Origin of the sequence: Bacillus sp. FSL P4-0248 (genome assembly GCF_038593305.1) — a bacterium.
Classification (GTDB): Bacteria; Bacillota; Bacilli; order Bacillales; family Bacillaceae; genus Bacillus; species Bacillus safensis.
This window is the reverse complement of the sequence record NZ_CP151983.1, coordinates 2,247,764-2,273,307: the sequence shown is the minus strand read 5'-3', so window position 1 is coordinate 2,273,307 and position 25,544 is coordinate 2,247,764. Positions and strand designations below refer to the sequence as shown.

At 41.9% G+C, this 25,544-nt stretch carries 26 protein-coding genes; 25 read left to right on the top strand and 1 reads right to left on the bottom strand.

What is annotated here, in order from left to right; genetic code table 11:
• Positions 1 to 21 precede the first annotated feature (21 nt).
• The 8 genes from hemW to mtaB all read left to right on the top strand — a co-directional run bounded on the left by hemW (position 22) and on the right by mtaB (position 9,167).
• Positions 22 to 1,161: a radical SAM family heme chaperone HemW gene (gene hemW, locus NST65_RS11600; protein ID WP_024423037.1), complete on the top strand. Its 1,140-nt coding sequence runs from the start codon at positions 22 to 24 to the stop codon at positions 1,159 to 1,161.
• Between the two features lie 81 nt (positions 1,162 to 1,242).
• Complete coding sequence (hrcA, locus tag NST65_RS11595) at positions 1,243 to 2,274, top strand: heat-inducible transcriptional repressor HrcA (protein WP_003217350.1); 1,032 nt, start codon at positions 1,243 to 1,245, stop codon at positions 2,272 to 2,274.
• A gap of 63 nt (positions 2,275 to 2,337) precedes the next feature.
• The gene (grpE, locus tag NST65_RS11590; protein ID WP_024423035.1) at positions 2,338 to 2,895 is read left to right on the top strand and encodes a nucleotide exchange factor GrpE; all 558 of its coding nucleotides are present in this window, start codon (positions 2,338 to 2,340) and stop codon (positions 2,893 to 2,895) included.
• Positions 2,896 to 2,919: 24 nt separating this feature from the next.
• On the top strand, positions 2,920 to 4,758 hold the full coding sequence (gene dnaK / locus NST65_RS11585) for a molecular chaperone DnaK (protein ID WP_041086261.1): 1,839 nt from the start codon (positions 2,920 to 2,922) through the stop codon (positions 4,756 to 4,758).
• Positions 4,759 to 4,923: 165 nt separating this feature from the next.
• Positions 4,924 to 6,057 (top strand): molecular chaperone DnaJ, encoded by a 1,134-nt coding sequence (gene dnaJ, locus NST65_RS11580; protein WP_024427952.1) that lies wholly within the window; start codon positions 4,924 to 4,926, stop codon positions 6,055 to 6,057.
• A gap of 22 nt (positions 6,058 to 6,079) precedes the next feature.
• A complete protein-coding gene (prmA, locus tag NST65_RS11575; protein WP_046311816.1) occupies positions 6,080 to 7,015 on the top strand; it encodes a 50S ribosomal protein L11 methyltransferase in 936 nt (311 codons plus the stop codon).
• Positions 7,016 to 7,038: 23 nt separating this feature from the next.
• Complete coding sequence (locus NST65_RS11570) at positions 7,039 to 7,809, top strand: 16S rRNA (uracil(1498)-N(3))-methyltransferase (protein ID WP_024427953.1); 771 nt, start codon at positions 7,039 to 7,041, stop codon at positions 7,807 to 7,809.
• Positions 7,809 to 9,167, top strand: a complete 1,359-nt coding sequence (gene mtaB, locus NST65_RS11565) for a tRNA (N(6)-L-threonylcarbamoyladenosine(37)-C(2))-methylthiotransferase MtaB (RefSeq protein ID WP_111926449.1) — start codon at positions 7,809 to 7,811, stop codon at positions 9,165 to 9,167. The genes NST65_RS11570 and mtaB overlap by 1 nt, the downstream gene beginning before the upstream one ends.
• A 41-nt stretch (positions 9,168 to 9,208) precedes the next feature.
• Here mtaB and NST65_RS11560 read toward each other — a convergent pair whose 3' ends face one another.
• Positions 9,209 to 10,138: a Na/Pi symporter gene (locus NST65_RS11560; RefSeq protein WP_111926451.1), complete on the bottom strand. Its 930-nt coding sequence runs from the start codon at positions 10,136 to 10,138 to the stop codon at positions 9,209 to 9,211.
• A gap of 182 nt (positions 10,139 to 10,320) precedes the next feature.
• Here NST65_RS11560 and rpsU point away from each other — a divergent pair, with 182 nt between their 5' ends.
• The 17 genes from rpsU (at position 10,321) to glyS (ending at position 25,451) form a co-directional block, all read left to right on the top strand.
• Complete coding sequence (rpsU, locus tag NST65_RS11555) at positions 10,321 to 10,494, top strand: 30S ribosomal protein S21 (RefSeq protein WP_003152957.1); 174 nt, start codon at positions 10,321 to 10,323, stop codon at positions 10,492 to 10,494.
• A 14-nt stretch (positions 10,495 to 10,508) separates the two neighbouring features.
• On the top strand, positions 10,509 to 10,958 hold the full coding sequence (locus NST65_RS11550; RefSeq protein WP_034280115.1) for a GatB/YqeY domain-containing protein: 450 nt from the start codon (positions 10,509 to 10,511) through the stop codon (positions 10,956 to 10,958).
• Positions 10,959 to 11,097: 139 nt separating this feature from the next.
• Complete coding sequence (locus tag NST65_RS11545) at positions 11,098 to 12,411, top strand: nodulation protein NfeD (RefSeq protein WP_034280117.1); 1,314 nt, start codon at positions 11,098 to 11,100, stop codon at positions 12,409 to 12,411.
• A 27-nt stretch (positions 12,412 to 12,438) separates the two neighbouring features.
• Positions 12,439 to 13,431, top strand: a complete 993-nt coding sequence (gene floA, locus NST65_RS11540) for a flotillin-like protein FloA (protein ID WP_024423026.1) — start codon at positions 12,439 to 12,441, stop codon at positions 13,429 to 13,431.
• Between the two features lie 31 nt (positions 13,432 to 13,462).
• A complete protein-coding gene (locus tag NST65_RS11535; protein ID WP_070326493.1) occupies positions 13,463 to 13,960 on the top strand; it encodes a hypothetical protein in 498 nt (165 codons plus the stop codon).
• A 205-nt stretch (positions 13,961 to 14,165) separates the two neighbouring features.
• On the top strand, positions 14,166 to 14,447 hold the full coding sequence (gene yqfC / locus NST65_RS11530; RefSeq protein ID WP_012010618.1) for a sporulation protein YqfC: 282 nt from the start codon (positions 14,166 to 14,168) through the stop codon (positions 14,445 to 14,447).
• 18 nt (positions 14,448 to 14,465) lie between these two features.
• The gene (yqfD, locus tag NST65_RS11525; protein WP_041118008.1) at positions 14,466 to 15,656 is read left to right on the top strand and encodes a sporulation protein YqfD; all 1,191 of its coding nucleotides are present in this window, start codon (positions 14,466 to 14,468) and stop codon (positions 15,654 to 15,656) included.
• Positions 15,657 to 15,659: 3 nt separating this feature from the next.
• Positions 15,660 to 16,619: a PhoH family protein gene (locus tag NST65_RS11520; protein ID WP_046311804.1), complete on the top strand. Its 960-nt coding sequence runs from the start codon at positions 15,660 to 15,662 to the stop codon at positions 16,617 to 16,619.
• A 138-nt stretch (positions 16,620 to 16,757) separates the two neighbouring features.
• Positions 16,758 to 18,845: an HD family phosphohydrolase gene (locus NST65_RS11515; protein ID WP_170825875.1), complete on the top strand. Its 2,088-nt coding sequence runs from the start codon at positions 16,758 to 16,760 to the stop codon at positions 18,843 to 18,845.
• Entirely contained in the window at positions 18,846 to 19,325 is a 480-nt protein-coding gene (gene ybeY, locus NST65_RS11510) for an rRNA maturation RNase YbeY (protein ID WP_024423021.1), read from the top strand.
• Positions 19,303 to 19,689, top strand: a complete 387-nt coding sequence (locus NST65_RS11505; protein ID WP_024423020.1) for a diacylglycerol kinase family protein — start codon at positions 19,303 to 19,305, stop codon at positions 19,687 to 19,689. Before ybeY ends, NST65_RS11505 begins: the two co-directional genes overlap by 23 nt.
• A 113-nt stretch (positions 19,690 to 19,802) precedes the next feature.
• On the top strand, positions 19,803 to 20,201 hold the full coding sequence (locus tag NST65_RS11500; protein WP_008356263.1) for a cytidine deaminase: 399 nt from the start codon (positions 19,803 to 19,805) through the stop codon (positions 20,199 to 20,201).
• Positions 20,194 to 21,099, top strand: coding sequence for a GTPase Era (era, locus tag NST65_RS11495; protein ID WP_007501305.1), 906 nt, complete (start codon positions 20,194 to 20,196; stop codon positions 21,097 to 21,099). Before NST65_RS11500 ends, era begins: the two co-directional genes overlap by 8 nt.
• A gap of 148 nt (positions 21,100 to 21,247) precedes the next feature.
• On the top strand, positions 21,248 to 21,391 hold the full coding sequence (locus NST65_RS11490; RefSeq protein WP_003217288.1) for a YqzL family protein: 144 nt from the start codon (positions 21,248 to 21,250) through the stop codon (positions 21,389 to 21,391).
• A gap of 35 nt (positions 21,392 to 21,426) precedes the next feature.
• A complete protein-coding gene (gene recO / locus NST65_RS11485; RefSeq protein WP_034280128.1) occupies positions 21,427 to 22,197 on the top strand; it encodes a DNA repair protein RecO in 771 nt (256 codons plus the stop codon).
• Between the two features lie 328 nt (positions 22,198 to 22,525).
• Positions 22,526 to 23,413, top strand: a complete 888-nt coding sequence (glyQ, locus tag NST65_RS11480) for a glycine--tRNA ligase subunit alpha (protein WP_012010611.1) — start codon at positions 22,526 to 22,528, stop codon at positions 23,411 to 23,413.
• Entirely contained in the window at positions 23,406 to 25,451 is a 2,046-nt protein-coding gene (glyS, locus tag NST65_RS11475) for a glycine--tRNA ligase subunit beta (RefSeq protein ID WP_065214625.1), read from the top strand. Before glyQ ends, glyS begins: the two co-directional genes overlap by 8 nt.
• Positions 25,452 to 25,544 lie beyond the last annotated feature (93 nt).

Sequence of the window (25,544 nt, the reverse complement as noted above, 5' to 3'; positions counted from 1 at the left end):
CTGTAAAGAAGGTGTCATCAAATGAAAGCAGCATACATTCACATTCCATTTTGTGAGCATATTTGCCACTATTGTGATTTCAATAAATTTTTCATCAAAACGCAGCCAGTCGACGAATACTTAGCGGCTCTTGAGAAAGAGATGCAGCACACGATCGAGCAAAAAGGCGAGCAGGAACTAAAGACAATTTTTATTGGCGGGGGAACCCCGACATCACTGACTGTCAGTCAGCTAGACAAGCTCATGAACAGCATTCACAGCGTATTGAAGCCGACAAAAAATCTGATTGAATTTGCAGTAGAAGCAAACCCAGATGAATTATCGCTTGAGAAACTGCATGTGCTTAAAGCAGCCGGCGTGAATCGTCTGAGCTTTGGCGTTCAAACTTTTGAAGACGATTTGCTCAAGAAAATTGGACGAGTTCATCAAAAGAAGGATGTCCTTACATCCTTTGAGCGAGCTAGAGCGGTTGGATTTGACAATATTAGCCTCGATCTCATGTTTGGCTTGCCGCATCAAGAAAAGCATCATGTGATGAATTCACTTGAGACGGCTTTCTCGCTGGGGGCAGAGCATTATTCGGTTTACTCACTCATCGTCGAGCCGAAAACCGTTTTTTATAACTTAATGCAAAAAGGAAAACTTCATTTACCGCCACAAGAACGTGAGGCTGAAATGTATGAGCTTGTGATGGATGAAATGGAGCGCCATGGATTAAAGCAGTACGAAATTAGCAATTACGCCAAACCTGGCTTTGAAAGCCAGCATAACCTGACCTATTGGAGCAATGAAGATTACTTCGGTTTTGGTGCAGGCGCACACGGGTATGTAGATGGCATCCGAAATGTGAACGCAGGGCCGGTGAAACATTATTTGGAGCTGATTGACCAAACAGGGTTCCCGTATAAGGAAACACATCAGGTCACAAAAGCAGAGCAAATAGAAGAAGAAATGTTTTTAGGTCTTCGAAAAATCGAAGGGGTGAAAAGCGCTGATTTCCAAGCAAAATATGGTGCTGCACCAGAAGCACTTTTTTCCACTGTTCTTGAAGATTTAGAAGAAAAAGGCCTCATTGTAAAAGATGACAAGGGGATACGTTTAACAAGAAAAGGAAAATTGTTAGGCAATGAAGTATTTCAAGCGTTTCTCGGTGAGTTATAATTGACATTTTAATTTGAGTTTGGTAATTTTGTTTATACAATTAGCACTCGTTGAAAGAGAGTGCTAACAGGGGTGATGATGATGTTAACAAATCGTCAGCTTTTGATTCTGCAAGTCATCATTAATGACTTTATTCGTTCGGCGCAGCCAGTTGGATCAAGGACTCTTTCTAAAAAAGAAGACATTACATTCAGCTCTGCGACGATTAGAAACGAAATGGCTGATTTGGAGGAACTTGGTTTTATTGAAAAGACCCATTCTTCATCAGGAAGAATTCCTTCCGAAAAAGGATATCGTTATTATGTAGATCATTTGCTCTCTCCGCGAAAACTGTCGTCTAAAGAGCTTGTGCTCATCCAGTCGGCCTTTCAGGAGAAAATTTTTGAGCTGGAAAAGACAGTTCAAAAATCGGCGGAAATTTTATCAGATCTCACAAACTATACATCGATTGTGCTTGGTCCAAAGCTAAGTGAAAATCGATTAAAGCAAATTCAGCTTGTCCCTGTTCAGCCAAACAAAGCAGTGGCGATCATGATTACAGACAGCGGACATGTTGAAAACAAAACCATTACCTTCTCTGAGCATCTCGATGTCTCCGATATTGAGAAGCTGATGAATATTTTAAACAGCCGCCTAGCCGGAGTCCCGATGGATCAGCTGAAGGACAGAATGTATAAAGAAGTTGTGATGCTTCTTCGTACGCATTTAAAAGATTATGATCATATTTTAGATGCGCTCGGCAATACATTTACATCGACTCAAAATGAATCAAAACTTTTCTTTGGCGGGAAGATTAATATGTTGAATCAGCCGGAGTTTCATGACATTGACCGCATCCGCTCACTCATGATGCTTATTGAGCAAAAGAATGATGTCATGCAGCTGTTTCATCCAAATCAGCAAGGAATCACCATTAAAATCGGTTCAGAAAACAATTTGGAAGCGATGGAGAACTGTAGCCTAATCACAGCTACTTATTCGATTGATCAAAAATCACTCGGCTCCATTGCCGTCATTGGTCCAACCCGTATGGATTATGGGCGGGTTGTCAGTCTCTTGCATCATGTATCAAAAGACTTGTCAAACGCACTTTCCAATTTGTATGATGAGTAGGGTGATAAAAGATAGGGGCACAGCCCCTTCGTATTTTTGAATCTTTTGAGGGAGGTGAACACAATGTCAGAAGAAAAACAGACACCTGAGCAAGAAGCAGAGGTTGAAGCACAAGAAGAAGCAGTTCAAGCAGATACTGAGGAAGTAACAAATGATGAACAGTCTGCCTTCCAAGAAAAAATCGATGAATTGCAGCAGCTTCTAGATGAAAAAGAAAACAAAATTCTGCGTGTTCAAGCAGATTTTGAAAACTATAAACGCCGTGCTCGAACTGAAGTGGAGACCGTGCAAAAATATCGTTCTCAACATGTTGTCAGTGATCTTCTCCCAGCTCTTGATAACTTTGAAAGAGCGCTTGGAATTGATCCAGACAATGAGCAGACGAAAAGTTTGTTAGAAGGAATGCAAATGGTTTACCGCCAGCTGGTAGAAGCGTTGAAAAATGAAGGCGTAGAACCAATTGAAGCTGTCGGCAAAGAGTTCGATCCAAACCTTCATCAAGCCGTCATGCAAGTTGAAGATGAAAACTACGATTCAAATATCGTTGTAGAAGAATTGCAAAAGGGCTATAAACTCAAAGACCGAGTTATTCGTCCATCAATGGTAAAAGTAAATCAATAACTACATAATGGGAGGTCATCGAATATGAGTAAAATCATTGGGATTGACTTAGGAACAACAAACTCATGTGTTGCAGTACTTGAAGGCGGCGAGCCAAAAGTCATTGCTAACGCTGAAGGAGCACGTACAACACCATCTGTTGTCGCTTTTAAAAACGGAGAGCGCCAAGTGGGTGAAGTAGCAAAACGTCAATCAATTACAAACCCGAACACGATCATGTCTGTTAAAAGACATATGGGTACTGATTATAAAGTAGAAGTTGAAGGCAAGAACTACACGCCGCAGGAAATCTCTGCGATTATTCTTCAGCATCTTAAATCATACGCTGAAGGCTATCTTGGCGAAGAAGTAACAAAAGCTGTTATCACAGTTCCTGCTTACTTCAACGATGCAGAACGTCAAGCAACGAAAGATGCTGGTAAAATTGCTGGTCTTGAAGTAGAACGTATCATCAACGAACCAACAGCAGCTGCACTTGCATATGGTTTAGATAAAACAGAAGAAGATCAAACGATTCTTGTATACGACCTTGGCGGCGGTACATTTGACGTATCGATCCTTGAGCTTGGAGACGGCGTCTTTGAAGTGCGCTCAACTGCTGGGGACAACCGTCTAGGTGGAGACGATTTTGACCAAGTCATCATTGATCACCTAGTGGCTGAATTCAAAAAAGAAAATGGCATTGATCTTTCTAAAGATAAAATGGCGCTTCAGCGTTTAAAAGATGCTGCTGAAAAAGCGAAAAAAGATCTTTCTGGTGTATCTTCTACACAAATCTCACTGCCATTTATCACAGCTGGAGAAGCAGGTCCTCTTCACCTTGAATTAACGTTAACGCGTGCTAAATTTGAAGAGCTTTCTGCAGATCTTGTAGAGCGTACAATGACACCTGTACGTCAATCACTGAAAGATGCTGGTTTATCTGCTAGTGAGATTGATAAAGTCATCCTTGTTGGTGGATCAACTCGTATTCCTGCAGTACAAGAAGCAATCAAAAAAGAAACAGGCAAAGAGCCTCATAAAGGTGTAAACCCTGATGAAGTAGTTGCACTTGGTGCAGCCATCCAAGGTGGAGTGATCACAGGAGATGTCAAAGACGTTGTTCTTCTTGACGTAACACCACTTTCTTTAGGAATTGAAACAATGGGCGGCGTATTCACGAAGCTGATTGAACGCAATACAACAATTCCAACAAGTAAATCTCAAGTATTCTCAACAGCTGCTGACAACCAAACAGCTGTAGATATCCATGTCCTGCAAGGTGAGCGCCCAATGGCTGCAGATAACAAAACATTAGGCCGCTTCCAATTGACTGATATCCCGCCGGCACCACGCGGCGTACCGCAAATCGAAGTATCTTTTGATATCGATAAAAACGGTATTGTCAACGTACGTGCGAAAGATATGGGTACAGGCAAAGAGCAAAACATCACAATCAAATCTTCTTCAGGTCTTTCTGATGATGAGATCGAAAAAATGGTCAAAGAAGCAGAAGAAAATGCTGAAGCAGATGCGAAGAAAAAAGAAGAAATCGAAGTGCGCAACGAAGCAGATCAATTAGTGTTCACAACTGAAAAAACATTAAAAGATCTAGAAGGCAAAATCGATGAAGAGCAAGTGAAAAAAGCAAATGACGCGAAAGATGCGCTAAAAGCTGCGATCGAAAAAGGCGAGTTTGAAGACATCAAAGCGAAAAAAGATGAGCTGCAAACAATCGTTCAAGAATTAACGACAAAGCTCTATGAAGAAGCTGCAAAACAAGCACAAGCTCAGCAAGAAGGCGCTGAAGGTGCTCAAAAAGCAGATGACAATGTAGTGGATGCAGAATACGAAGAAGTAAACGACGATCAAGAGAAAAAATAATCACCTTTACTTTTGAAAAGGACTGCTGAAACGTACTCGTCAGAAAGTCAAAGTCAGGATCTCTTGGCTTTGACTTTTTTTCTTTTCAACGATGAAAGGAATTGAAAAAGGTTAAATCAAAATGATACAATCGTATTTATGTGAGAAAATCGGGAGTGTGAAGAGATGAGTAAGCGTGATTACTATGAAGTGCTTGGCGTAAGTAAGAGCGCCTCAAAGGACGAAATCAAAAAGGCATACCGCAAGCTTTCAAAAAAGTATCACCCTGATATTAATAAAGAAGCTGGCTCAGATGAGAAATTCAAAGAAGTAAAAGAAGCCTATGAAACCCTTTCTGATGATCAAAAACGTTCGCATTATGACCAGTTCGGTCATACCGATCCAAACCAAGGCTTTGGCGGCGGCGGTTTTGGCGGAGGAGGAGACTTTGGCGGCTTCGGCGGCTTTGATGACATCTTCTCTAGTATTTTTGGCGGCGGAGCCAGAAGAAGAGATCCAAATGCACCGCGCCAAGGAGCGGACCTGCAATATACAATGACGCTTTCGTTTGAAGAAGCGGCATTTGGAAAAGAAGCAACCATTGAAATCCCTCGTGAAGAATCTTGCGAGACATGTCATGGATCAGGTGCAAAGCCTGGTACGCAGGCAAAAACCTGTTCACATTGCGGCGGTTCTGGTCAATTAAATGTTGAGCAATCCACTCCGTTTGGTAAAGTGGTCAACCGCAGAGTATGTAACTACTGCAGCGGAACAGGGAAACAAATTGATCATAAATGTTCAACATGCGGCGGCTCTGGCAAAGTGCGTAAGCGTAAGAAAATTAACGTGACGATCCCTGCAGGTGTTGATGATGGCCAGCAGCTCAGAGTGTCTGGGCAAGGTGAACCAGGCGTAAATGGAGGACCTCCAGGCGATCTATTCGTTGTATTCCATGTGCGTGCGCATGAATTCTTCGAACGTGATGGAGATGACATTTACTGCGAGATGCCGCTTACCTTTGCGCAGGCTGCATTAGGTGACGAAATTGAAGTGCCGACATTACACGGAAAAGTAAAATTAAAAGTTCCTGCTGGCACTCAAACTGGCACGAAGTTTAGACTCAAAGGAAAAGGTGTGAAAAATGTACGCGGCTACGGCCAAGGCGATCAGCATATCGTTGTACGTGTCGTCACACCGACAAATTTAACAGACAATCAAAAAGATATCATTAGAAAATTTGCTGAAGTGAGCGGAAATAAACCAGACGAACAAGAAATGAGCTTTTTCGATAAGGTAAAACGCGCATTTAAAGGCGAGTAAGACGGATAAGGAGTTGGTAGTATTGAAGTGGTCAGAAATTAGCGTCCATACAACAAATGAAGCGGTGGAACCGATCACCAATATTTTGCATGAAGCAGGTGCAAGTGGTGTCGTGATTGAGGACCCGCTTGATTTAGTCAAGGAACGTGAAAATGTATACGGTGAGATCTACCAGCTCGATCCGAATGACTATCCAGATGAAGGTGTCATTGTGAAAGCCTATCTTCCAATGAACAGCTTTTTGATGGAAACGGTAGATGAGATCAAAGAAGCCATCAACAACCTTCTTCTATACGATATTGACCTTGGGCGCAATACACTGTCAATTTGTGAAGTAAATGAAGAAGAATGGGCAACCGCATGGAAGAAATACTATCATCCTGTGAAAATCTCTGAAAAATTCACCATCGTTCCAACGTGGGAAGAATATACACCAGTTCATTCTGATGAACTGATTATTGAAATGGACCCTGGAATGGCATTTGGAACAGGTACGCATCCAACAACCGTCCTTTGCATTCAGGCGCTTGAGCGCTACGTGAAGGAAAACGATACGGTGATTGATGTTGGAACAGGCTCTGGAATTCTAAGTGTGGCAGCAGCGATGCTTGGTGCAAAGGACATTCAAGCCTTTGATCTCGACACCGTTGCGGTAGAAAGTGCGAAGCAAAACATCGAATTAAATGGTGTAAGTAACCAAGTGACGGTCAAACAAAACAATTTGCTTGATGGAATTTCAGGTGAGCGTGATGTGATTGTCGCCAACATTCTGGCAGAAGTGATTTTGCGCTTTACAGATCAAGCCTATGACCTATTGAAGAAAGATGGCTATTTCATTACATCAGGCATCATTGGACAAAAGAAATTACAGGTCAAAACAGCATTAGAAGAGGCGGGTTTTGACATTGTTGAAGTGCTGTCAATGGAAGATTGGGTCAGCATTATAGCGAAAAAATAAAGCGAGTAGGTGTCAGGACACGTATGCAACGATATTTTATCGACCTCACGAAAGAAGAAGTGACGTTAAAGGGAGCCATCGTTATAAAAGGTGAAGATGTACATCATCTTTCCAATGTCATGCGGATGAAAGCAGGGCAGGAAATCCTTTGTTTAACAACAGACGGCTTTGAAGCGCTCAGTAAAATTGATACAATAACAAAGGAAGAAGTGATTTGTCACCTTGAAAGCTGGACAAATCAAGACAGAGAACTTCCGATTAGGGTGACGATTGCAAGCGGTCTTCCAAAAGGAGATAAGCTTGAGCTCATTATCCAAAAAGGCACAGAGCTTGGCGCAAGTGCTTTTATCCCGTTTCAAGCTGCTCGTTCTATTACAAAGCTTGACCAAAAAAAGTCCCATAAAAAACGAGAGCGCTGGGAGAAAATCGCGAAAGAAGCAGCCGAGCAGTCCTACCGGAATATCATTCCCCGTGTTTATTCAGTATCAACGTTTAAAGAGCTGACGCAATTAGCTGGTGAATTCGATAAATGTGTCGTTGCATACGAAGAATCATCGAAAGAAGGAGAGCAAAGCCGCTTTCAAACTGTGCTTCAACAGATGAAAGGCGGACAAACCTTGCTAGTGGTTTTTGGCCCTGAAGGCGGTTTGGCAGAAAAGGAGATTGAAGAGCTTGAAACGCTTGGTGCAGTCATTTGCGGGCTTGGACCACGCATTTTAAGAACAGAAACTGCTCCTTTATATGCGCTTTCTGCTATATCTTATCAAACAGAGTTATTAAGAGGTGAATCATGATGGGAACAGTAGCGTTCCATACACTTGGCTGTAAGGTCAATCACTATGAAACTGAAGCGATCTGGCAGCTGTTTAAAGAAGCTGGCTATGAAAGAAAAGAGTATGAATCAAAAGCAGACGTATATGTCATTAATACATGTACGGTTACGAATACAGGCGATAAGAAAAGCCGCCAAGTCATTAGAAGAGCCATTCGTCATAATCCGGATGGTGTCATTTGTGTAACAGGCTGCTATGCGCAAACGTCTCCAGCAGAAATCATGGCGATTCCTGGTGTTGATATTGTGGTTGGAACACAGGACAGACATAAATTACTAGGGTATATTGAAGAATACCGCAGAGAAAGACAGCCGATCAACGGGGTTGGCAATATCATGAAAGCACGTGTATTTGAAGAACTTGATGTTCCTGCCTTTACAGACAGAACGCGCGCTTCATTAAAAATCCAAGAAGGCTGTAACAATTTCTGTACCTTCTGCATTATTCCTTGGGCGCGCGGCCTTCTTCGTTCTCGTGATCCAGAAGAGGTCATCAATCAAGCGCAGCAGCTTGTTGATGCGGGCTATAAAGAAATTGTGCTGACAGGTATTCACACAGGCGGATACGGAGAAGACTTAAAGGATTATAACTTTGCAAAGCTTCTGAGAGAATTAGATGAACGTGTTATTGGCTTAAAACGAATCCGTATTTCATCTATTGAAGCAAGTCAAATTACAGATGAAGTGATTGAAGTGCTTGATCAGTCAGATAAAATTGTCAGACACTTACACATCCCGCTTCAATCTGGCTCAAATACTGTGCTGAAAAGAATGCGCCGTAAATATACGATGGAATTCTTTGCAGAGCGTTTAACAAAGCTGAAAAAAGCATTGCCGGGACTTGCTGTCACCTCTGACGTGATCGTTGGATTCCCTGGGGAAACAGAAGAAGAGTTCTTGGAAACGTACAATTTTGTCAAAGATCATCAATTCTCTGAGCTGCACGTATTCCCTTACAGCAAACGTACAGGTACCCCGGCTGCAAGAATGGAAGATCAAGTGGATGAGAATGTGAAAAACGAACGTGTCCACCGTTTGATCGCTCTTTCTGACCAGCTTGCGAAAGAGTATGCATCAGCATACGAAGGTGATGTGCTAGAGATTATTCCGGAAGAATCCTTCAAAGAACAAGAAGGAAACCACAATCTTTATGTTGGTTATACCGATAACTACATGAAAGCTGTTTTTGAAGGGACAGAGGACATGATCGGCCGTCTGGTCAAAGTGAAAATTACGAAAGCGGGCTATCCTTATAACGAAGGACAATTCGTTCGCATCAGCGATGATGTGCAGCCAGACAAAGTGAGAATGACCTCATAATAGATAAAAAAACCGGCAGCCAAAAGAGCAAGCCGGTTTTTTTATTTTGACTGATTCGGCATGAGACACAAGATCAATCCGTGAAAAGGGCGAATGAACGGAAAGAAGAGGAGAGAGCTTGCCACATTAAACAGCAGGCTGAAATGCGCAATCTGCTGGGCAGGAGAGCTTGCGAGAAGGGCAACAACCTCTGTGGTCAGAGCGAGAAACGGCAGGCATAAAAGAACCCCAAGCACATTAAACACGACGTGTGCATAAGCCGTTTGACGTGCTGCGTAGCCGCCGGATATCGCAGCCATCACAGCCGTAATACATGTCCCAATATTGGACCCCAACACAAAGCTGATGCCTTCCTGAAGTGCCACAGTTCCTTCATTCATAAATCCCATTAAAATACCGATACAGACTGAGCTCGAATGAACAATTGCTGTGAAAATGGTACCCGAAAGCAGCGCTGTCCAGTCTGAATGCTGCATCATTTCAAGAAAACGCAATGTCTCAGGCTGGCTTGTCATCATCCCTGCAATTTTTGAAAAGCCTTGTATGCAAAAAAAGATCATCCCGAGCCCAAATAAACTTTTTCCTGCATGTCTAAAAGATGTCCTGCCAAAAAGAATGCATACAAGACCGGCTATGATCAAAACCCACATGAATACGTCCATTTTAATGGCGATAAATTCTGTCGTAAACGTTGAGCCGATATTGGTTCCAAGAATCATTGGGATTGATTTTTTAAAAGAGAGAATGCCAGTACTGACAAAGCCGATGACGATGACCATAAAAGCAGAACTGCTTTGTAGAACCCCTGTAAACACAATGCTGACCAAGAATGCTTTGACCGGGTGATCTGTAAAGAGAAGAAGTGATTTCTCAATACGAGACGACGCAAGCGCCATTAATCCTTTTCTCAGCAAACCCATTGACCATAAAAAAATGAAAATAAGTGCACAAAAATAAATGATCGCCATCATAGAAAAGTCCTCCTCTTACCAATGAATATATGGACTTGTCTACCTGCTCATGACGAAAATATATTTCCAAATCACTTAGTTGACCTCACACTAGGCTTATATTATAATGTCTAGGTACATGTTTTGCATGTATATCTTTTTTTAATGCAGTCGATTGGTGTATTCGGAGGGAGGGAAAGAGAATGTCAAAAACGGTCGTTAGAAAAAACGAATCGCTTGAAGATGCTCTTCGTCGCTTTAAACGCAGTGTATCCAAAACTGGAACATTGCAAGAAGCAAGAAAGCGTGAATTTTATGAAAAGCCTAGCGTAAAGCGTAAGAAAAAGTCTGAAGCTGCTAGAAAACGTAAATTCTAAAGAGGGTGGATTTTATGAGTCTTCTTGAGCAATTAAATTCTGATATGAAGCTTATGATGAAAAACCGTGAGAAAGACAAGCTTGTTGTCATTCGTATGGTAAAGGCTTCGCTGCAAAATGAAGCAATTAAGCTTAAGAAAGACAGTTTGACCGGCGATGAGGAACTAACCGTCCTTTCCCGCGAGATTAAGCAACGTAAAGACTCCCTCCGTGAATTTTCGAAAGCTAATCGCTTAGATTTAGTAGATAAAGTTCAAAAAGAGATTGACATATTAGACGTTTATTTACCTGAACAGCTTTCTGAAGAAGAACTGCAAACGATCGTGAAAGAAACGGTCGCTGAAACAGGTGCTTCCTCGAAGGCTGACATGGGTAAAGTCATGAGCGCTATTATGCCAAAAGTAAAAGGTAAAGCTGATGGAGCTGTCATTAACAGACTTGTCAGCGAGCAGCTGTCTCAATAAAAAGTATCCTTCTATTGTTAGAAGGATACTTTTTTTATGCCCTCGTGATTCTGTCATATAAAAATGAAACCTATGATACATTTGTAACGTATGTAAAGGAACGGTAAAATGAAGAAAGAGAGGAGGGATCACCAAATAGATGAAAAAAATAAAAATTTCTATTGCTCTCTTCAGTTGTTTTATAATATGCTTGTTATTAGGGGTTCAATTGACCGCGAAATCAGCAGATCAGAAAGTTCATGTTATCCCAATTGAAGATACAGTAGAAAAAGGACTTTCTAAATTCATTGAACGATCGTTTGAGCAGGCAAAGTCGGAACGGGCGAAGCATATTATTCTCGACATCAATACACCAGGTGGTGCAGTTGATGCAGCGCTTGAGATCGCAGATACGATTCGTGCTTCCGATATCCCAGTGACAGCGTTTGTCAATCATAGAGCGCTTTCAGCCGGGGCCTTCATCGCGCTAAATGCCGATCAAATTTATATGACCCCGAATGGAAAAATGGGGGCTGCTGCGATCATTGATGGAGAAGGCAATGCTGCCGATCAAAAATCTGAATCTCTATGGCTTGCTGAAATGAGTGATGCTGCCGAAAAGCAGGGGCGTGATCCAAAGTATGCTCTTGCCATGGCAGATGTAGATATAGACGCAAAAGAAGCCGGTGCACCAAAAGGAGAATTGCTCACCTTCAATACAGACCGTGCGCTTCAATTCGGGTATGCAGAAGGGGAAGCAAAAAATATGGATGACTTGCTTCAGAAGCTGAAATTACAAGACGCTTCTGTTCAATACGATGAAGTGAGCTTTGCTGAAAAGGTTGCGCGTTTTCTTACGCACCCAATTGTCATTCCAATCCTTTTATCCATTGCAAGCTTAGGGTTAGTTGTTGAGCTCTATTCTCCTGGCTTTGGGGTCCCGGGCACCATGGGAGTGACAGCGCTTCTTCTATTCTTTTATGGTCATCTCGTGGCAGGTTTTGCAGGATATGAGACGTTGTTCCTGTTTTTAGCAGGGATTGCACTCATCATTCTGGAATTGTTTTTGCCAGGGGGAATCGTAGGTGTCATTGGACTGATCTGTGTCGTTGTCAGCTTATTTTTAGCAGCTGGAAGCTTTACAGAAATGGCGATTTCCATCTTGATTGCCACTGCTGTTTCAACTATAGCAGTTATTTTATTGACAAAGGTGTTGGGGAAACGTATGAAATTCTTTAAAAAGTTCATTTTAACCGATTCAACCAATAAGGAAAGCGGTTATGTCTCAAATGAAACAAGAGAGGATCTTGTTGGACAAATCGCAGTGACAGCCACTGCACTTCGTCCATCTGGTACGATCGTACTTGGAGATGAGCGCATTGATGTTGTGTCAGAAGGTGCATTTATCGATAAAGATGAACAAGTAAAAATTGTGAAAGCGGAAGGCTCACGCATTGTCGTGAGGAAAGTATAGATATACTGATTTTAGAGGAGGAATAAAATGGATCCATCTACTTTACTATTATTTGTGATTATCGCAGCAGGTTTGATTGTTCTATCGATCTTTTTCACCTTTGTACCGGTGATGCTGTGGATTTCTGCCCTAGCGGCTGGCGTAAAAGTGAGCATTTTTACACTTGTCGGAATGAGACTGCGCCGAGTGATTCCAAACCGAGTGGTCAACCCGCTCATCAAAGCACATAAAGCAGGTCTTGATGTGACGATTAACCAGCTGGAGAGCCACTATCTTGCAGGTGGTAACGTGGACAGAGTTGTGAACGCATTAATTGCAGCTCAACGCGCGAATATCGAATTGAACTTTGCCCGCTGTGCAGCCATCGACCTAGCAGGCCGTGATGTACTTGAAGCAGTTCAAATGAGTGTAAACCCTAAAGTCATTGAAACACCATTTATCTCTGGTGTTGCGATGGACGGGATTGAAGTCAAAGCAAAAGCACGTATTACAGTTCGTGCAAACATCGACCGACTTGTCGGTGGTGCAGGGGAAGAAACAATTATTGCCCGTGTAGGTGAAGGGATTGTCTCTACAATCGGTTCATCAGATAATCATAAAAAGGTTCTTGAGAACCCTGATATGATTTCTCAAACGGTTCTTGGTAAAGGATTAGATTCAGGTACTGCATTTGAAATTCTCTCAATTGATATCGCAGATGTTGATATCGGTAAGAACATCGGGGCGATCCTGCAAACAGACCAAGCAGAAGCAGACAAAAACATTGCACAGGCGAAAGCAGAAGAACGCCGCGCAATGGCTGTTGCACAAGAACAAGAGATGCGTGCGAAAGTTGAAGAAATGCGCGCGAAAGTCGTAGAAGCAGAGGCTGAAGTACCACTTGCAATGGCTGAAGCATTACGTGAAGGCAATATTGGTGTTATGGACTACATGAACATTAAGAATATCGATGCTGATACGGATATGAGAGATTCATTTGGCAAAATGACAAAAGGTCCATCTGATAATGAAAACAAATAAGCATCCTCTCACGCTTTAAGGAGGGAGCCCATTGGACATTCTATTTGAAAATCCGCTACTAATTGCGATTATCATCGGTATCATCTCTGCCGTCTTTGGGAAGATCGGCAAACAAGAGGAGAACGAAGAGCAGAATCAGCAAAAGAAGCCCGCTCCTCAGCGTAAGCAGGTGCCCCAAAAGCAAACAAAGCAAACAAGTCCAGATCCAGTCGTGACGGATCAGCTGGACGATTTCGGCGATGTACATGATCATGGCGGGATGAAGAAAAAAACTTCTCCGTCCTTACAAGATCGCTATACGGCTACACTTGCCGAAATGGAAGAAAGAAAAAACGAGCTGAACAAAGAGTTCCAATCGCTTGAAAGAGAGCTGACAAGGCCAAAGGCTGCATCTGCTGAAATGAGGCCAAAATTCATTGAGAAGCTGAACCAAGATACAATTGTTCAAGGAATGATCCTTGGAGAAGTATTTGGAGAGCCGCGCGCGAAAAAGCCGCACAGAACGATGAAACGGCCATATAAAAGATAAAGAAGAAAGCCCCCTTTATGAAAAAGGGGGCTTTTTTTGCCTGATGGCATTTTTTCTTAAAGAAAATGCTGAAACAGCTGTTTTACGGGATTCATTAGCATGATATGAACCCCTGAGGAATAGGATGATATAGAGGCTTTCTCATCAGTCTCACCATCTTTCAGTTTGATCTCATACACATGAGGTGGGAAGGGGTTCTTATTGAATGGGAAAAAGAAAAAATCGACTTAAAGCATGGCTGACAAGAACACTTGAAATCCCTCCAGACGTGATGATGGATCTTCCACGTATTACGATGGTTGGCAGACTCCACATTTACATAGAGAACCATAAAGGGCTTTTGCTTTTCAGTGATCAAGAGGTAAGGCTGATGCTCAAACAGGGACAATGCATTATTTCAGGGAAAGATTTTGTGATTAAAACGATTTTGCCAGAAGAGATTTTATTGGAAGGGAAAATCGATGAGGTCCGTTATATTGATTCTTAACTGACGGAGGGGAGAAGCGTGAAGAATAAATGGTTCGCCTATTTTATTGGCAGAGTGGAAGTGGAGATCAAAGGAAATGGCATTGAGCGGCTCATTAATGAGTGCACGAGGCAGGGGATCACAATGTTTCAAGTGAGCCGCCGTCAAGACAGCGTGCGCTTATTTATTCGCTTATCAGATGTACATGCCTTCAGAAAGGTACGCAGACATCATGACGTGACATGTTCATTTCATCAAAAAAAGGGCTTTCCATTTCTACTCCTATGGTCAAGGAAGAATATCGGATTTACCCTTGGGATTGTATGCTTTTTAGTGACGATATTGGCGCTTTCAAACATGGTATGGAAAATCGATATTAAAGGAGCCAATCCAGAAACTGAACATCAAATGAGAAAGCATTTAGACGACATTGGGGTGCAAAAAGGACGTTTTCAGTTTCTAATGGGAACACCTGAAAAAATTCAAAAATCCCTGACAACCAATATTCAAAGCATCACATGGGTCGGCGTAGAACTAAACGGAACAACCTTTCAAATGAAAGTTGTGGAAAAAAATGAACCTGAAAAAGAAAAATACACGAGTCCTCAGCATATCGTCGCCAAGAAAAAGGCTGTCATCACGAGAATGTATGTAGAAAAAGGGGAGCCGCTTGCCGCGGTTGATGAACATGTAAAGAAAGGACAGATGCTTGTCTCTGGACTCATTGGCAGCGAAGATCAGCAAAAAACGGTAGGAGCCAAAGCGAAAATCTATGGTGAAACGTGGTATCGTTCAGAAGTTTCTGTCCCTCTTCGAACATCTTTTGACGTTTTTACGGGTAAAATGAAGACAAAGCACAAACTCTCCGCATTTGGAGGCTCACTGCCATTTTGGGGCTTTTCTTTTAAAAAGGATGATTTTAAGCAGCCAAAAACAGAAACAGAAGTTCATCCGCTTCATTTCTTAAACATGCAGCTCCCATTCTCTTATGAAAAGGAAATTACACGCGAAAGTGAGAAAATAAATCGCGAATACACAAATAAAGAAGCGGTTCAAGCAGGGATTAAAATGGGTAAAAAAGAATTAGAAGAGAAGCTAGGTCAAACAGGAGAGGTGAAAAGTGAAAAAGTTTTGCACGAGACAACAGGGAATGGTAAAGTTAAGTTAATCATCCTTTACCAAGTAATAGAAGATATTGTTCAACCAACACCTATTGTTCAGGGAGACTAGAGAATGACAGAACATTTACTTGAGATTCAACAAAAATTGGATAGCCCAAACGAAGCGATTGCTTTATTTGGCAATCAAGATGCTTATCTGAAACTAATGGAAAACGAGCTGAACGTCTCCATTATTACACGTGGAGAAAAAGTGTATGTTTCTGGTGAGGAAGCATCGAGAGATACAGTAAGCCGTTTGATCACATCTCTTTTACATCTCATCCGTAAAGGAATTGAGATATCTGAACGGGATGTCGTCTATGCCATTAAAATGGCGCAAAAAAACAAGCTGAATTATTTTGAAAATATGTATGAAGATGAAATTACGAAAAATGCCAAAGGAAAGTCGATCAGGGTGAAAACAATCGGCCAGCGTGAATATGCTGCGGCGATGAAAAAAGATGACCTGGTCTTTGGAATTGGACCTGCTGGTACAGGGAAGACGTATTTGGCAGTCGTCAATGCGGTACATTCGCTGAAAAATGGACATGTGAAACGGATAATCCTGACAAGACCAGCTGTTGAAGCAGGAGAGAGTCTTGGCTTTTTACCAGGCGATCTAAAGGAAAAAGTAGATCCTTATTTAAGACCACTATATGATGCCCTGCATGATGTGCTTGGCAGTGATCATACGGAACGACTGATCGAGCGCGGCGTGATTGAAATAGCGCCCCTTGCCTATATGAGAGGCCGGACGCTTGATGATGCATTTGTGATTTTAGATGAAGCGCAGAATACAACACCCGCCCAAATGAAAATGTTTTTGACGAGACTTGGGTTTGGCTCTAAAATGGTCATTACAGGAGATATTACACAGATTGATCTGCCAAAGGGCATGCAGTCAGGTCTTGCAGCTGCAAAGGACATGCTTGCAGAGATCAGGGGCATCTCATTTATTGAATTAGACCAGACAGATGTGGTCAGACACCCGCTTGTGGCGAAGATCATTGGCGCATACGAAAAGCAAAAATGAACTGAGTGACCCGATCGTCTTCATCGGGTCATTTTGTTTCGATCGTGGTTTAAAGTAAAAAAGGAGGTACTTTCCTTGAGAAAGAATCAAAAAGGCAGTAAGCGCAAAAGACTGCTGTCTAAAAAAGAACCTCAGAAAATGGAGCGCTCACGTTATTTAAATGTTTTGCTGTACGCTGGTTTAGCAGCCATTTTATTCGTGGTGCTCTTCTTCCATGTAAAGCCTGAATCGCTCGACTTAGATTTATTTTCAGTGAGCGAACAGACCATCTATTCTCCGTCAACCGTTGATGATCAAGAAGCGACAGAAGAAAAGAAACAAGAAGCAACAGATCAGGTAGAAGATCAATATACGCTCAAAAAAGCGTATTCTGATAATCGCGTAGACCTCATCTCATCCCTCTTTGAAGCCATTAAAGAAGAGAAGAAAGCAGCTGATGATAAAGAGAACGCGCCATCAGATCAAGAAATGGTCAAGCGTGTCAAAGAAAAGCTCACAACAGATATGCAGGAAGCTGTTTCGGATCAATCCATCAAAGCACTGCTCCAAGCAAGTGATGAAAATCTCTCATTTACTAAGGATTCCATCATCACAGTGGTGAATTCACTGATGAGTAAAGAAATCACAGCAGCGAAATTACAAGATGAGAAAAAACAAGTCAAAACAGAGCTTAAAAACAATTCGATTCCATCAAAATACTTAAATGCGGCGAAAGAAATCGGTGAATTTGCGATCATTCCAAACTATGTATTTGACCCAGTGGCAACAGAGAAGAAAAGACAGGAAGCGGCTGACAATATTCAGCCTGTGCAAATTAAGCAGGGGCAAATCTTAGTTGAAGAAGGAGAGCTCATTGACCGGGAAGTTTATCGCAAATTAGAACTCACGGGTCTGTTAAACAGCTCAAATTTATTTAAGCCTGTAAGTGGTCTTCTCATATTAATTGGACTTTTCTTAGCAGCGATTGTTCATTCCCTTGAATCGAGGAAAAAATCGCTTGTCCATAAGAATAAGTCGTTACTGCTTTACTCGCTTATTTTCACGATTATATTAATTATCATGGAAGTGTTCAGCCTCTTCCAGGAAACGAAGTATACGACGATAGGCTATGTCGTGCCAGTGGCACTTGGCACGATGCTGATCAAGCTGCTTATTAATGAGCGGCTGGCGATCTTCTCCGGTCTTGTATTTGCTCTTTGCGGCAGTATGATGTTTAATCAAGGAGTAACCGGCGTCTTTAACTATGTGATCTGCGCTTATTATCTGATGAGCGGGATGGCGGGTATTTTATTTTTAAGAAAACATAATGCAAGATCAAAAATATTGCAGGCTGGGCTTTTGGTTGCTTTGGTGAATGTACTTGTGGTTTTATCCATTACACTCATCCAAAACTCTTCACCATCAGGGCTTGAAATCGGTGTGAACCTCATGATGGCGATTGTGTCAGGGTTTGCATCATCTATCTTGGTCATTGGGTTAATGCCTGTTTTTGAGAGCATGTTTGGTATTCTTTCCACAATGAAACTGATTGAATTATCCAATCCAAATCATCCGCTGCTCAAAAAGATTTTAACCGAGACACCAGGTACATATCATCATAGTGTTATGGTGGCGAATTTAGCGGATGCTGCATGTGAAGCAGTCGGCGCAAATGGTCTTTTAGCAAGGGTCGGTGCTTATTATCATGACATTGGGAAAACGAAAAGACCGCAGTACTTTATCGAAAACCAAATGAACATTGATAATCCGCATGACAAGCTTTCTCCTCAGCTGAGTAAAAATATTATTATTGCCCATACGACAGATGGCGCTGATATGCTGAGAGAAAAGAAGTTTCCTGAAGAACTTGTCGACATTGCCGAACAGCATCACGGGAAGTCTCTTTTAAAGTTCTTTTACTATAAGGCGAAAGAGCGTGATGATCAGGTGACAGAAGAAGAATTCCGTTACCCTGGTCCAAAGCCGCAATCAAAAGAAGCAGCGATTATTTCTGTGGCTGACAGCGTTGAAGCGGCGGTTCGTTCGATGCATAATCCAAATCCAGAGCGGATTGAAAAGCTTGTCAAAGGCATTATTTCAGATAAAATGCAGGACGGGCAATTTAGTGAATGTGACCTCACATTTAAAGAATTAAATATTATCAGCCAAACGATTTGTACAACATTAAAGGGGATTTTCCATTCTCGGATTGAATATCCAGATGCCCCGAAGCAGAAGGTGAAGTAAATGACATTGTTAATCGATTTAATAGATGAAACAGGACAAGTATCAAAAGAGCAGCTTGAAGAAGTGGAAAAGCTTCTTCAGTTTGCTGCAGACGAACTTGAGGTCAAGGATCAAGCGGAAGTATCAGTGACGATTGTTTCGAATGAAGAGATTCATCAAATCAATAAAGAATACCGCGGAAAAGACGCACCAACGGATGTGATCTCCTTTGCACTTGAGGAAGAAGGAGAAGGGGAGATTGAAATCATTGGAGCAGATGATATCCCGCCTGTACTTGGTGACATTATCATTAGTGTGGATCGAACGAAAGAGCAGGCAGAGGAATATGGACATTCCTTTATGAGAGAGCTTGGATTCTTAACGATTCATGGCTTCCTCCATTTGCTCGGGTACGATCATATGACAGAGGAAGATGAAAAAGAAATGTTCGCCAAACAGACAAAAATCTTGGATGATTATGGCCTTTCGAGATCATCGTAAGAAAAGAAGGCCGCTCGCCCGTTTTTTTCGGAGTTTTTACTATGCATTTAGAGGAATATGGCGAACTTTCTTGAATGAACGGAATTTTCGATTTCACACAGTCGCAGCCATCATCGTGGTGATCTGCGGCTTTTGGTTCCGCATTGACCCATTTGAATGGCTGATCGTTCTTCTTCTTTGCGGGGGGATGTTTGCGCTTGAACTTGTCAATACAGCCATTGAACATACAGTGGATCTGATGACAGAAGAAAGGCACCCGCTTGCAGAGAGAGCGAAGGACGCTGCGGCAGGCGCTGTTTGCGTTTACGCCGCGATTTCGGTTATGATTGGGTTGATCATCTTCTTACCGAAGATCATGCAATAGAACAATATTACTATTTATTAACATTTTTAGAAATGGGCGTGAAAATGTCACGTGAATTATGTAAAATATAAATGTGACAGTGGTACCATTTCTTCTGAAAGTGGGAACTAGGAATGAACAAACAAGAGTTGATTTCAGAAGCAATCAAAGCAAGAGATTTTGCATATGTACCCTATTCTAAATTCAAAGTCGGTGCAGCATTACTGTCGAATGATGGAAAAGTGTATGGCGGCTGCAACATTGAAAATGCAGCATATGGTATGTGTAATTGTGCGGAAAGAACAGCACTTTTTAAAGCCTATTCAGAAGGCATTACATCTTTTCAAATGTTAGCAGTGGTGGCTGATACAGACCGTCCTGTTTCGCCGTGCGGCGCATGCAGACAGGTCATTTCAGAGCTATGTGCACCTGATATGCCAGTGATTCTAACGAACTTAAAAGGACATATATACGAAACAACAGTAAACGAACTATTGCCAGGCGCATTTTCACCGGAGGATTTAAATGACTAACGAAAGCTTCAAATCAGGATTTGTATCAATTATTGGAAGACCCAATGTAGGGAAATCAACTTTTCTTAATCGTGTCATTGGACAAAAGATCGCCATCATGAGCGATAAGCCCCAAACGACGCGAAACAAAGTGCAAGGTGTTCTGACAACAAACACATCACAAACGATCTTTATCGATACACCGGGTATTCATAAACCTAAGCATAAGCTTGGTGATTTTATGATGAGGGTGGCTCAAAATACACTGAAGGAAGTCGACCTGATCTTGTTTATGATTAACGCACAGGAAGGCTATGGCAAAGGTGATGAATTCATCATTGAACGACTAAAGCAAACATCTACACCGGTGTTCCTAGTCGTTAATAAAATTGACCAAATTCATCCAGATGAACTGTTCCTTTTAATTGATGAATACCGCACACGTTACCCATTCAAGGAAATTGTGCCAATTTCAGCACTTGAAGGAAACAATATCGACACGCTTCTTCAGCAGATTGAAGGTTATCTTCCAGAGGGCCCTCAATTTTATCCGGCAGATCAAGTAACAGATCATCCAGAACGGTTTATTATTTCTGAATTAATTCGTGAAAAAGTGCTGCATTTAACGAGAGAAGAGATTCCGCACAGTATTGCGGTTGCGATTGAATCGATTAAGCCAGATGAAAATGGCAAGATCCATGTCGCGGCGACCATTGTCGTAGAACGTGATTCGCAAAAAGGGATCGTCATTGGTAAACGTGGCAGCTTGTTAAAAGAAGTGGGACAAAAAGCGCGCAGAGATATTGAAGCACTTCTAGGCTCAAAAGTGTATTTAGAGCTTTGGGTCAAAGTTCAGAAGGACTGGCGTAATAAATCCACTCACCTGCGTGATTTTGGATTTAGAGAAGACGAATATTAAAAAATCGCTGCATTTGTCAGCAAATCTGACAATGGTGCGGTTCGATTAGTAAAAATTGTTTATCATGAAATGGAGGTAGCCTGGTCAAGATAAAATTAATATGTTGGATGTAGCGTTGCTGCTTCTAATAAAGAAAGGTGGGGTTTTTATGTTGAATTTTACATGGAACGTATTTTCACAAACAGGAAGCGTTGACACGTATCTGCTTTTCAAAGAGTTAGAAAAGGAGAACCTGGAAAGACCCGATGTACTTGAAGAAGAGATAGCACGATTTGATTTTCCAATCTTATAATTCTTGACCCCCTCCAATGCTCGGAGTGTAGACAAATGCTCATTAAAAGTGAAGGAATCGTCCTTAGAACAACAGATTATGGCGAAACAAACAAAATTGTCACGCTGCTCACTAGAGAACATGGAAAAATTGGCGTGATGGCAAGAGGCGCTAAAAAATCAAACAGCCGCCTGTCAGCTATAAGCCAGCCGTTTTTATACGGCACCTTTCTCATCCAATCATCAACAGGACTTGGAACGCTCCAGCAAGGCGAAATGATTGAAAGTATGCGGGCCATTCGGGAAGACTTATTTCTGACCGCATATGCCGCATATATGACGGAATTGATGGATAAAGGGACAGAAGAAAAAAAGCCAAACCCTTATTTGTTTGAGCTTCTGCTTCAATCTCTGCGTCATCTCAACGAAGGTACAGATGCTGATATTATTTTATTTATCGTAGAGGTCAAAATGTTATCAGTGATGGGGATGAAGCCTGAACTTGATCAATGTGTGCACTGTGGTCAAAAAGAAGGGCAGTTCCATTTCTCAATAAGAGATAACGGCTTCATTTGCCAAAATTGTTTTTCGAAAGATCCATATAAACTGCCCTTATCCCCCGCAGCTGCAAGGCTGCTCCGTTTGTTTCATTATTTTGATTTATCAAGGCTTGGTCAGGTTGATGTGAAACAGCAGACGAAACAAGAAATTCGTCAAGTGCTTGATCACTACTATGACGAATATTCCGGCCTCTATTTAAAATCAAAAAAATTCATGAATCAGATGGAATCCATGAAAAAGCTAATGGGCGGGGAAAACAAAAGTTGACATCTCCCATGACTTTTTGTAAGATCATCTAAGATAAAATATGTTGCATTGACAGAAAGAAGTACTTACGTAAAATCCATAAAAGCGACCTTAGGGCGGTGTGAGCTAAGGATGGAGGCGTAACGAAAGGCATTCTTGAGCAACGTAAAACAAAGCGGCTGGGTGCTACTACACCAGCAAATAGGGTGGAACCGCGGGAAAAACTCTCGTCCCTATGTTTGCAAGAACCTTGCGAGCATAGAGACGGGAGTTTTTGTGTTCTCTTACAAGGTTCTCATCCCACCCGCCATACATAGCGGTTGGTCTAGAAAAGATGGAGGTGCGATCATTGAATATTCAAGACATGATTTTGACGCTGCAAAAGCATTGGTCAAATGAAGGCTGCGTATTAATGCAGGCGTATGACACAGAAAAAGGTGCCGGAACGATGAGTCCATACACGTTCCTCAGAAGCATCGGCCCAGAGCCGTGGAAAGTAGCTTATGTAGAGCCTTCAAGACGCCCGGCTGATGGCAGATATGGAGAAAACCCAAATAGATTGTATCAGCATCACCAATTTCAAGTGATCATTAAGCCATCACCTGACAATATTCAAGAGCTATATCTTGAATCATTGAAGGCACTTGGCATTGACCCGCTGAAACATGATATTCGTTTTGTGGAAGATAACTGGGAAAATCCATCTCTTGGTTGTGCAGGACTTGGCTGGGAAGTATGGCTTGATGGGATGGAAATTACGCAGTTCACGTATTTCCAACAAGTCGGCGGCTTAGAATGTAAGCCCGTTTCTGTTGAAATCACATACGGTATTGAACGTCTTGCTTCTTACATCCAGGACAAAGAAAATGTCTTCGATCTTGAATGGACAGACGGATTTACGGTCAGAGATTTATTCTTAATGGCTGAATATGAGCACTCTGTTTATACATTTGAAACATCTAATACTGACATGCTGTTCGAGCTATTTACAACCTATGAGAAAGAAGCACATAGCCAAATGGACAAAGGGCTTGTTCACCCGGCATACGATTATGTCCTCAAATGCTCTCATACGTTTAACCTGCTCGATGCAAAGGGTGCTATTTCTGTGACTGAGCGAACTGGTTATATCGGAAGAGTGCGTCAGTTAGCAAGAAAAGTAGCCAAAACCTATTATGAAGAACGCGAAAAACTGGGATTCCCTATGCTAAAAGAGGAGGCGGCTTCTCATGAATAAACAAGATGTATTACTTGAAATCGGCTTAGAAGAGATGCCGGCTCGTTTCATGCCAGAGAGCACAAAGCAGCTGGGTGAGAAAGTAAAAGCATGGTTTGAAACGCAAAATATTTCATTCGAAGAGACTGCTTTATTTAACTCACCTAGACGTCTTGCTGTACTTGTGAAAGGTGTCGCAGAAAAACAAGAAGACATCAAAGAAGAAGCAAAAGGCCCGGCTAAAAAGATTGCCCAAGATGCTGAAGGCAATTGGACAAAAGCAGCTGAAGGCTTTGCAAGAGGACAAGGTGCTTCAACAGATGATCTCTATTTCAAAGAGATCAAAGGAGTGGATTATGTCCATGTCCAAAAGTTTCAAGAAGGAAAGCAAGTCAAAGACCTTCTGCCAGCGTTAGGTGAAATCGCCGCTTCATTAAGTTTTCCAAAGAACATGAGATGGGGAAGCGAGGATTTACGCTATATCCGTCCGATTAAATGGATTGTTTGTTTATTTGGAGAAGAGATTGTACCTGTTGAAATTGCTGGGGTGAAAAGCGGCCGGGAGACTAGAGGACACCGTTTCCTTGGAACGACAGCCAGCATTGACACACCTGCTTCCTATGAACAAACATTGCGCGATCAATTTGTGATTGCAGACTCAGAGAAAAGAAAACAATTCATTACTGAACAGCTAGATGCGCTATCTTTAGAAAAAGGCTGGGTCATTCCTGTTGATCCTGAACTTCTAGAAGAAGTGAACGATCTTGTAGAATATCCAACTGTGCTGTCTGGTTCCTTTGAAGAAGAGTTTCTTGCATTGCCGGAAGAAGTATTGGTGACGACAATGAAAGAGCATCAGCGCTACTTCCCTGTGAAAAATGAGCAAGGGGAATTATTGCCGCACTTTATTACAGTCAGAAATGGAAACAGTGAGGCGCTCGAAAATGTCGCAAGAGGGAATGAAAAAGTACTTCGTGCGCGTTTATCAGATGCTGCATTCTTCTATAAAGAAGACGAAAAACTAGTGATTGAAGACAATATTAAAAAGCTTGATAAAGTGGTATTCCATGAGAAACTTGGAACAATCGGCGACAAGCTGAAGAGAGTGACAGACATTGCAACTCGTCTAGCGGCGCATGTCGGAGCAGATGACGAAACCACTAAACGTGTGGCGAGAGCAGCAAGTATTTCGAAGTTTGACCTTGTGACTCAAATGGTCTATGAATTCCCAGAATTACAAGGAATCATGGGTGAGAAATATGCAAGAGCTCTTGGTGAACATGAAGAAGTAGCAAGAAGCATCAACGAGCACTATATGCCGCGCTTTGCTGGTGACGAGGCGCCGTCCACTTTGATTGGTGCGATTGTGGCAGTAGCAGATAAGCTTGATTCTATTTGTTCATTCTTCTCAATTGATGTGATCCCAACGGGTTCTCAAGACCCTTATGGACTTAGAAGACAAGCGAGCGGTATCGTTCAAATCCTGCTTGACCGTCATTGGAATATTTCATTTAAAGAGCTGTTAGCCCTTGCTCAAGTAAAGGCAGAACATGAAGCTGCTCTGATTGAATTTTTAACGCATCGTTTAAAATATGTTCTTCAAGCAGAGCATATCCGCCATGATGTTGTTGATGCAGTGCTGGATGTTGAAAATATTGAGCCATATGCAGTCGTCAAAAAAGCAGCTGTTCTTGAAGAGAGTGTGAAACAAGAAAGCTTCAAAGAAACGGCTGAAGCATTGGGTCGCGTCATTTCAATCAGTAAAAAAGGGGAAGACGCAGAGATTCAGCCTGAACTGTTTGAAAATGAACATGAGCAAAAGCTGTTTGAGGCGTATCAGCAAGTAGAGAAAGCTGTAAAGGAACATGTAGCAGCAGGACAATACAGCTTGGCACTTGAGGCGCTGGATACGTTAAAAACACCGATTGTTCATTATTTCGATCATACAATGGTTCATGCGGATGATGAAAAACTGAAGCGAAATCGTTTGGCGCAAATGGTCAAACTAGCCAAAGTCATTCAATCATTTGCGAATATGAACAATTTAATTGTAAAATAAATACCTAAGAACGGTTGCCTTTTCCGAAGGGCAATCGTTTTTTACTCATTTAATTCAAGGTTTTTGAGTGGATTTTTGTTTCATTCGGACAAA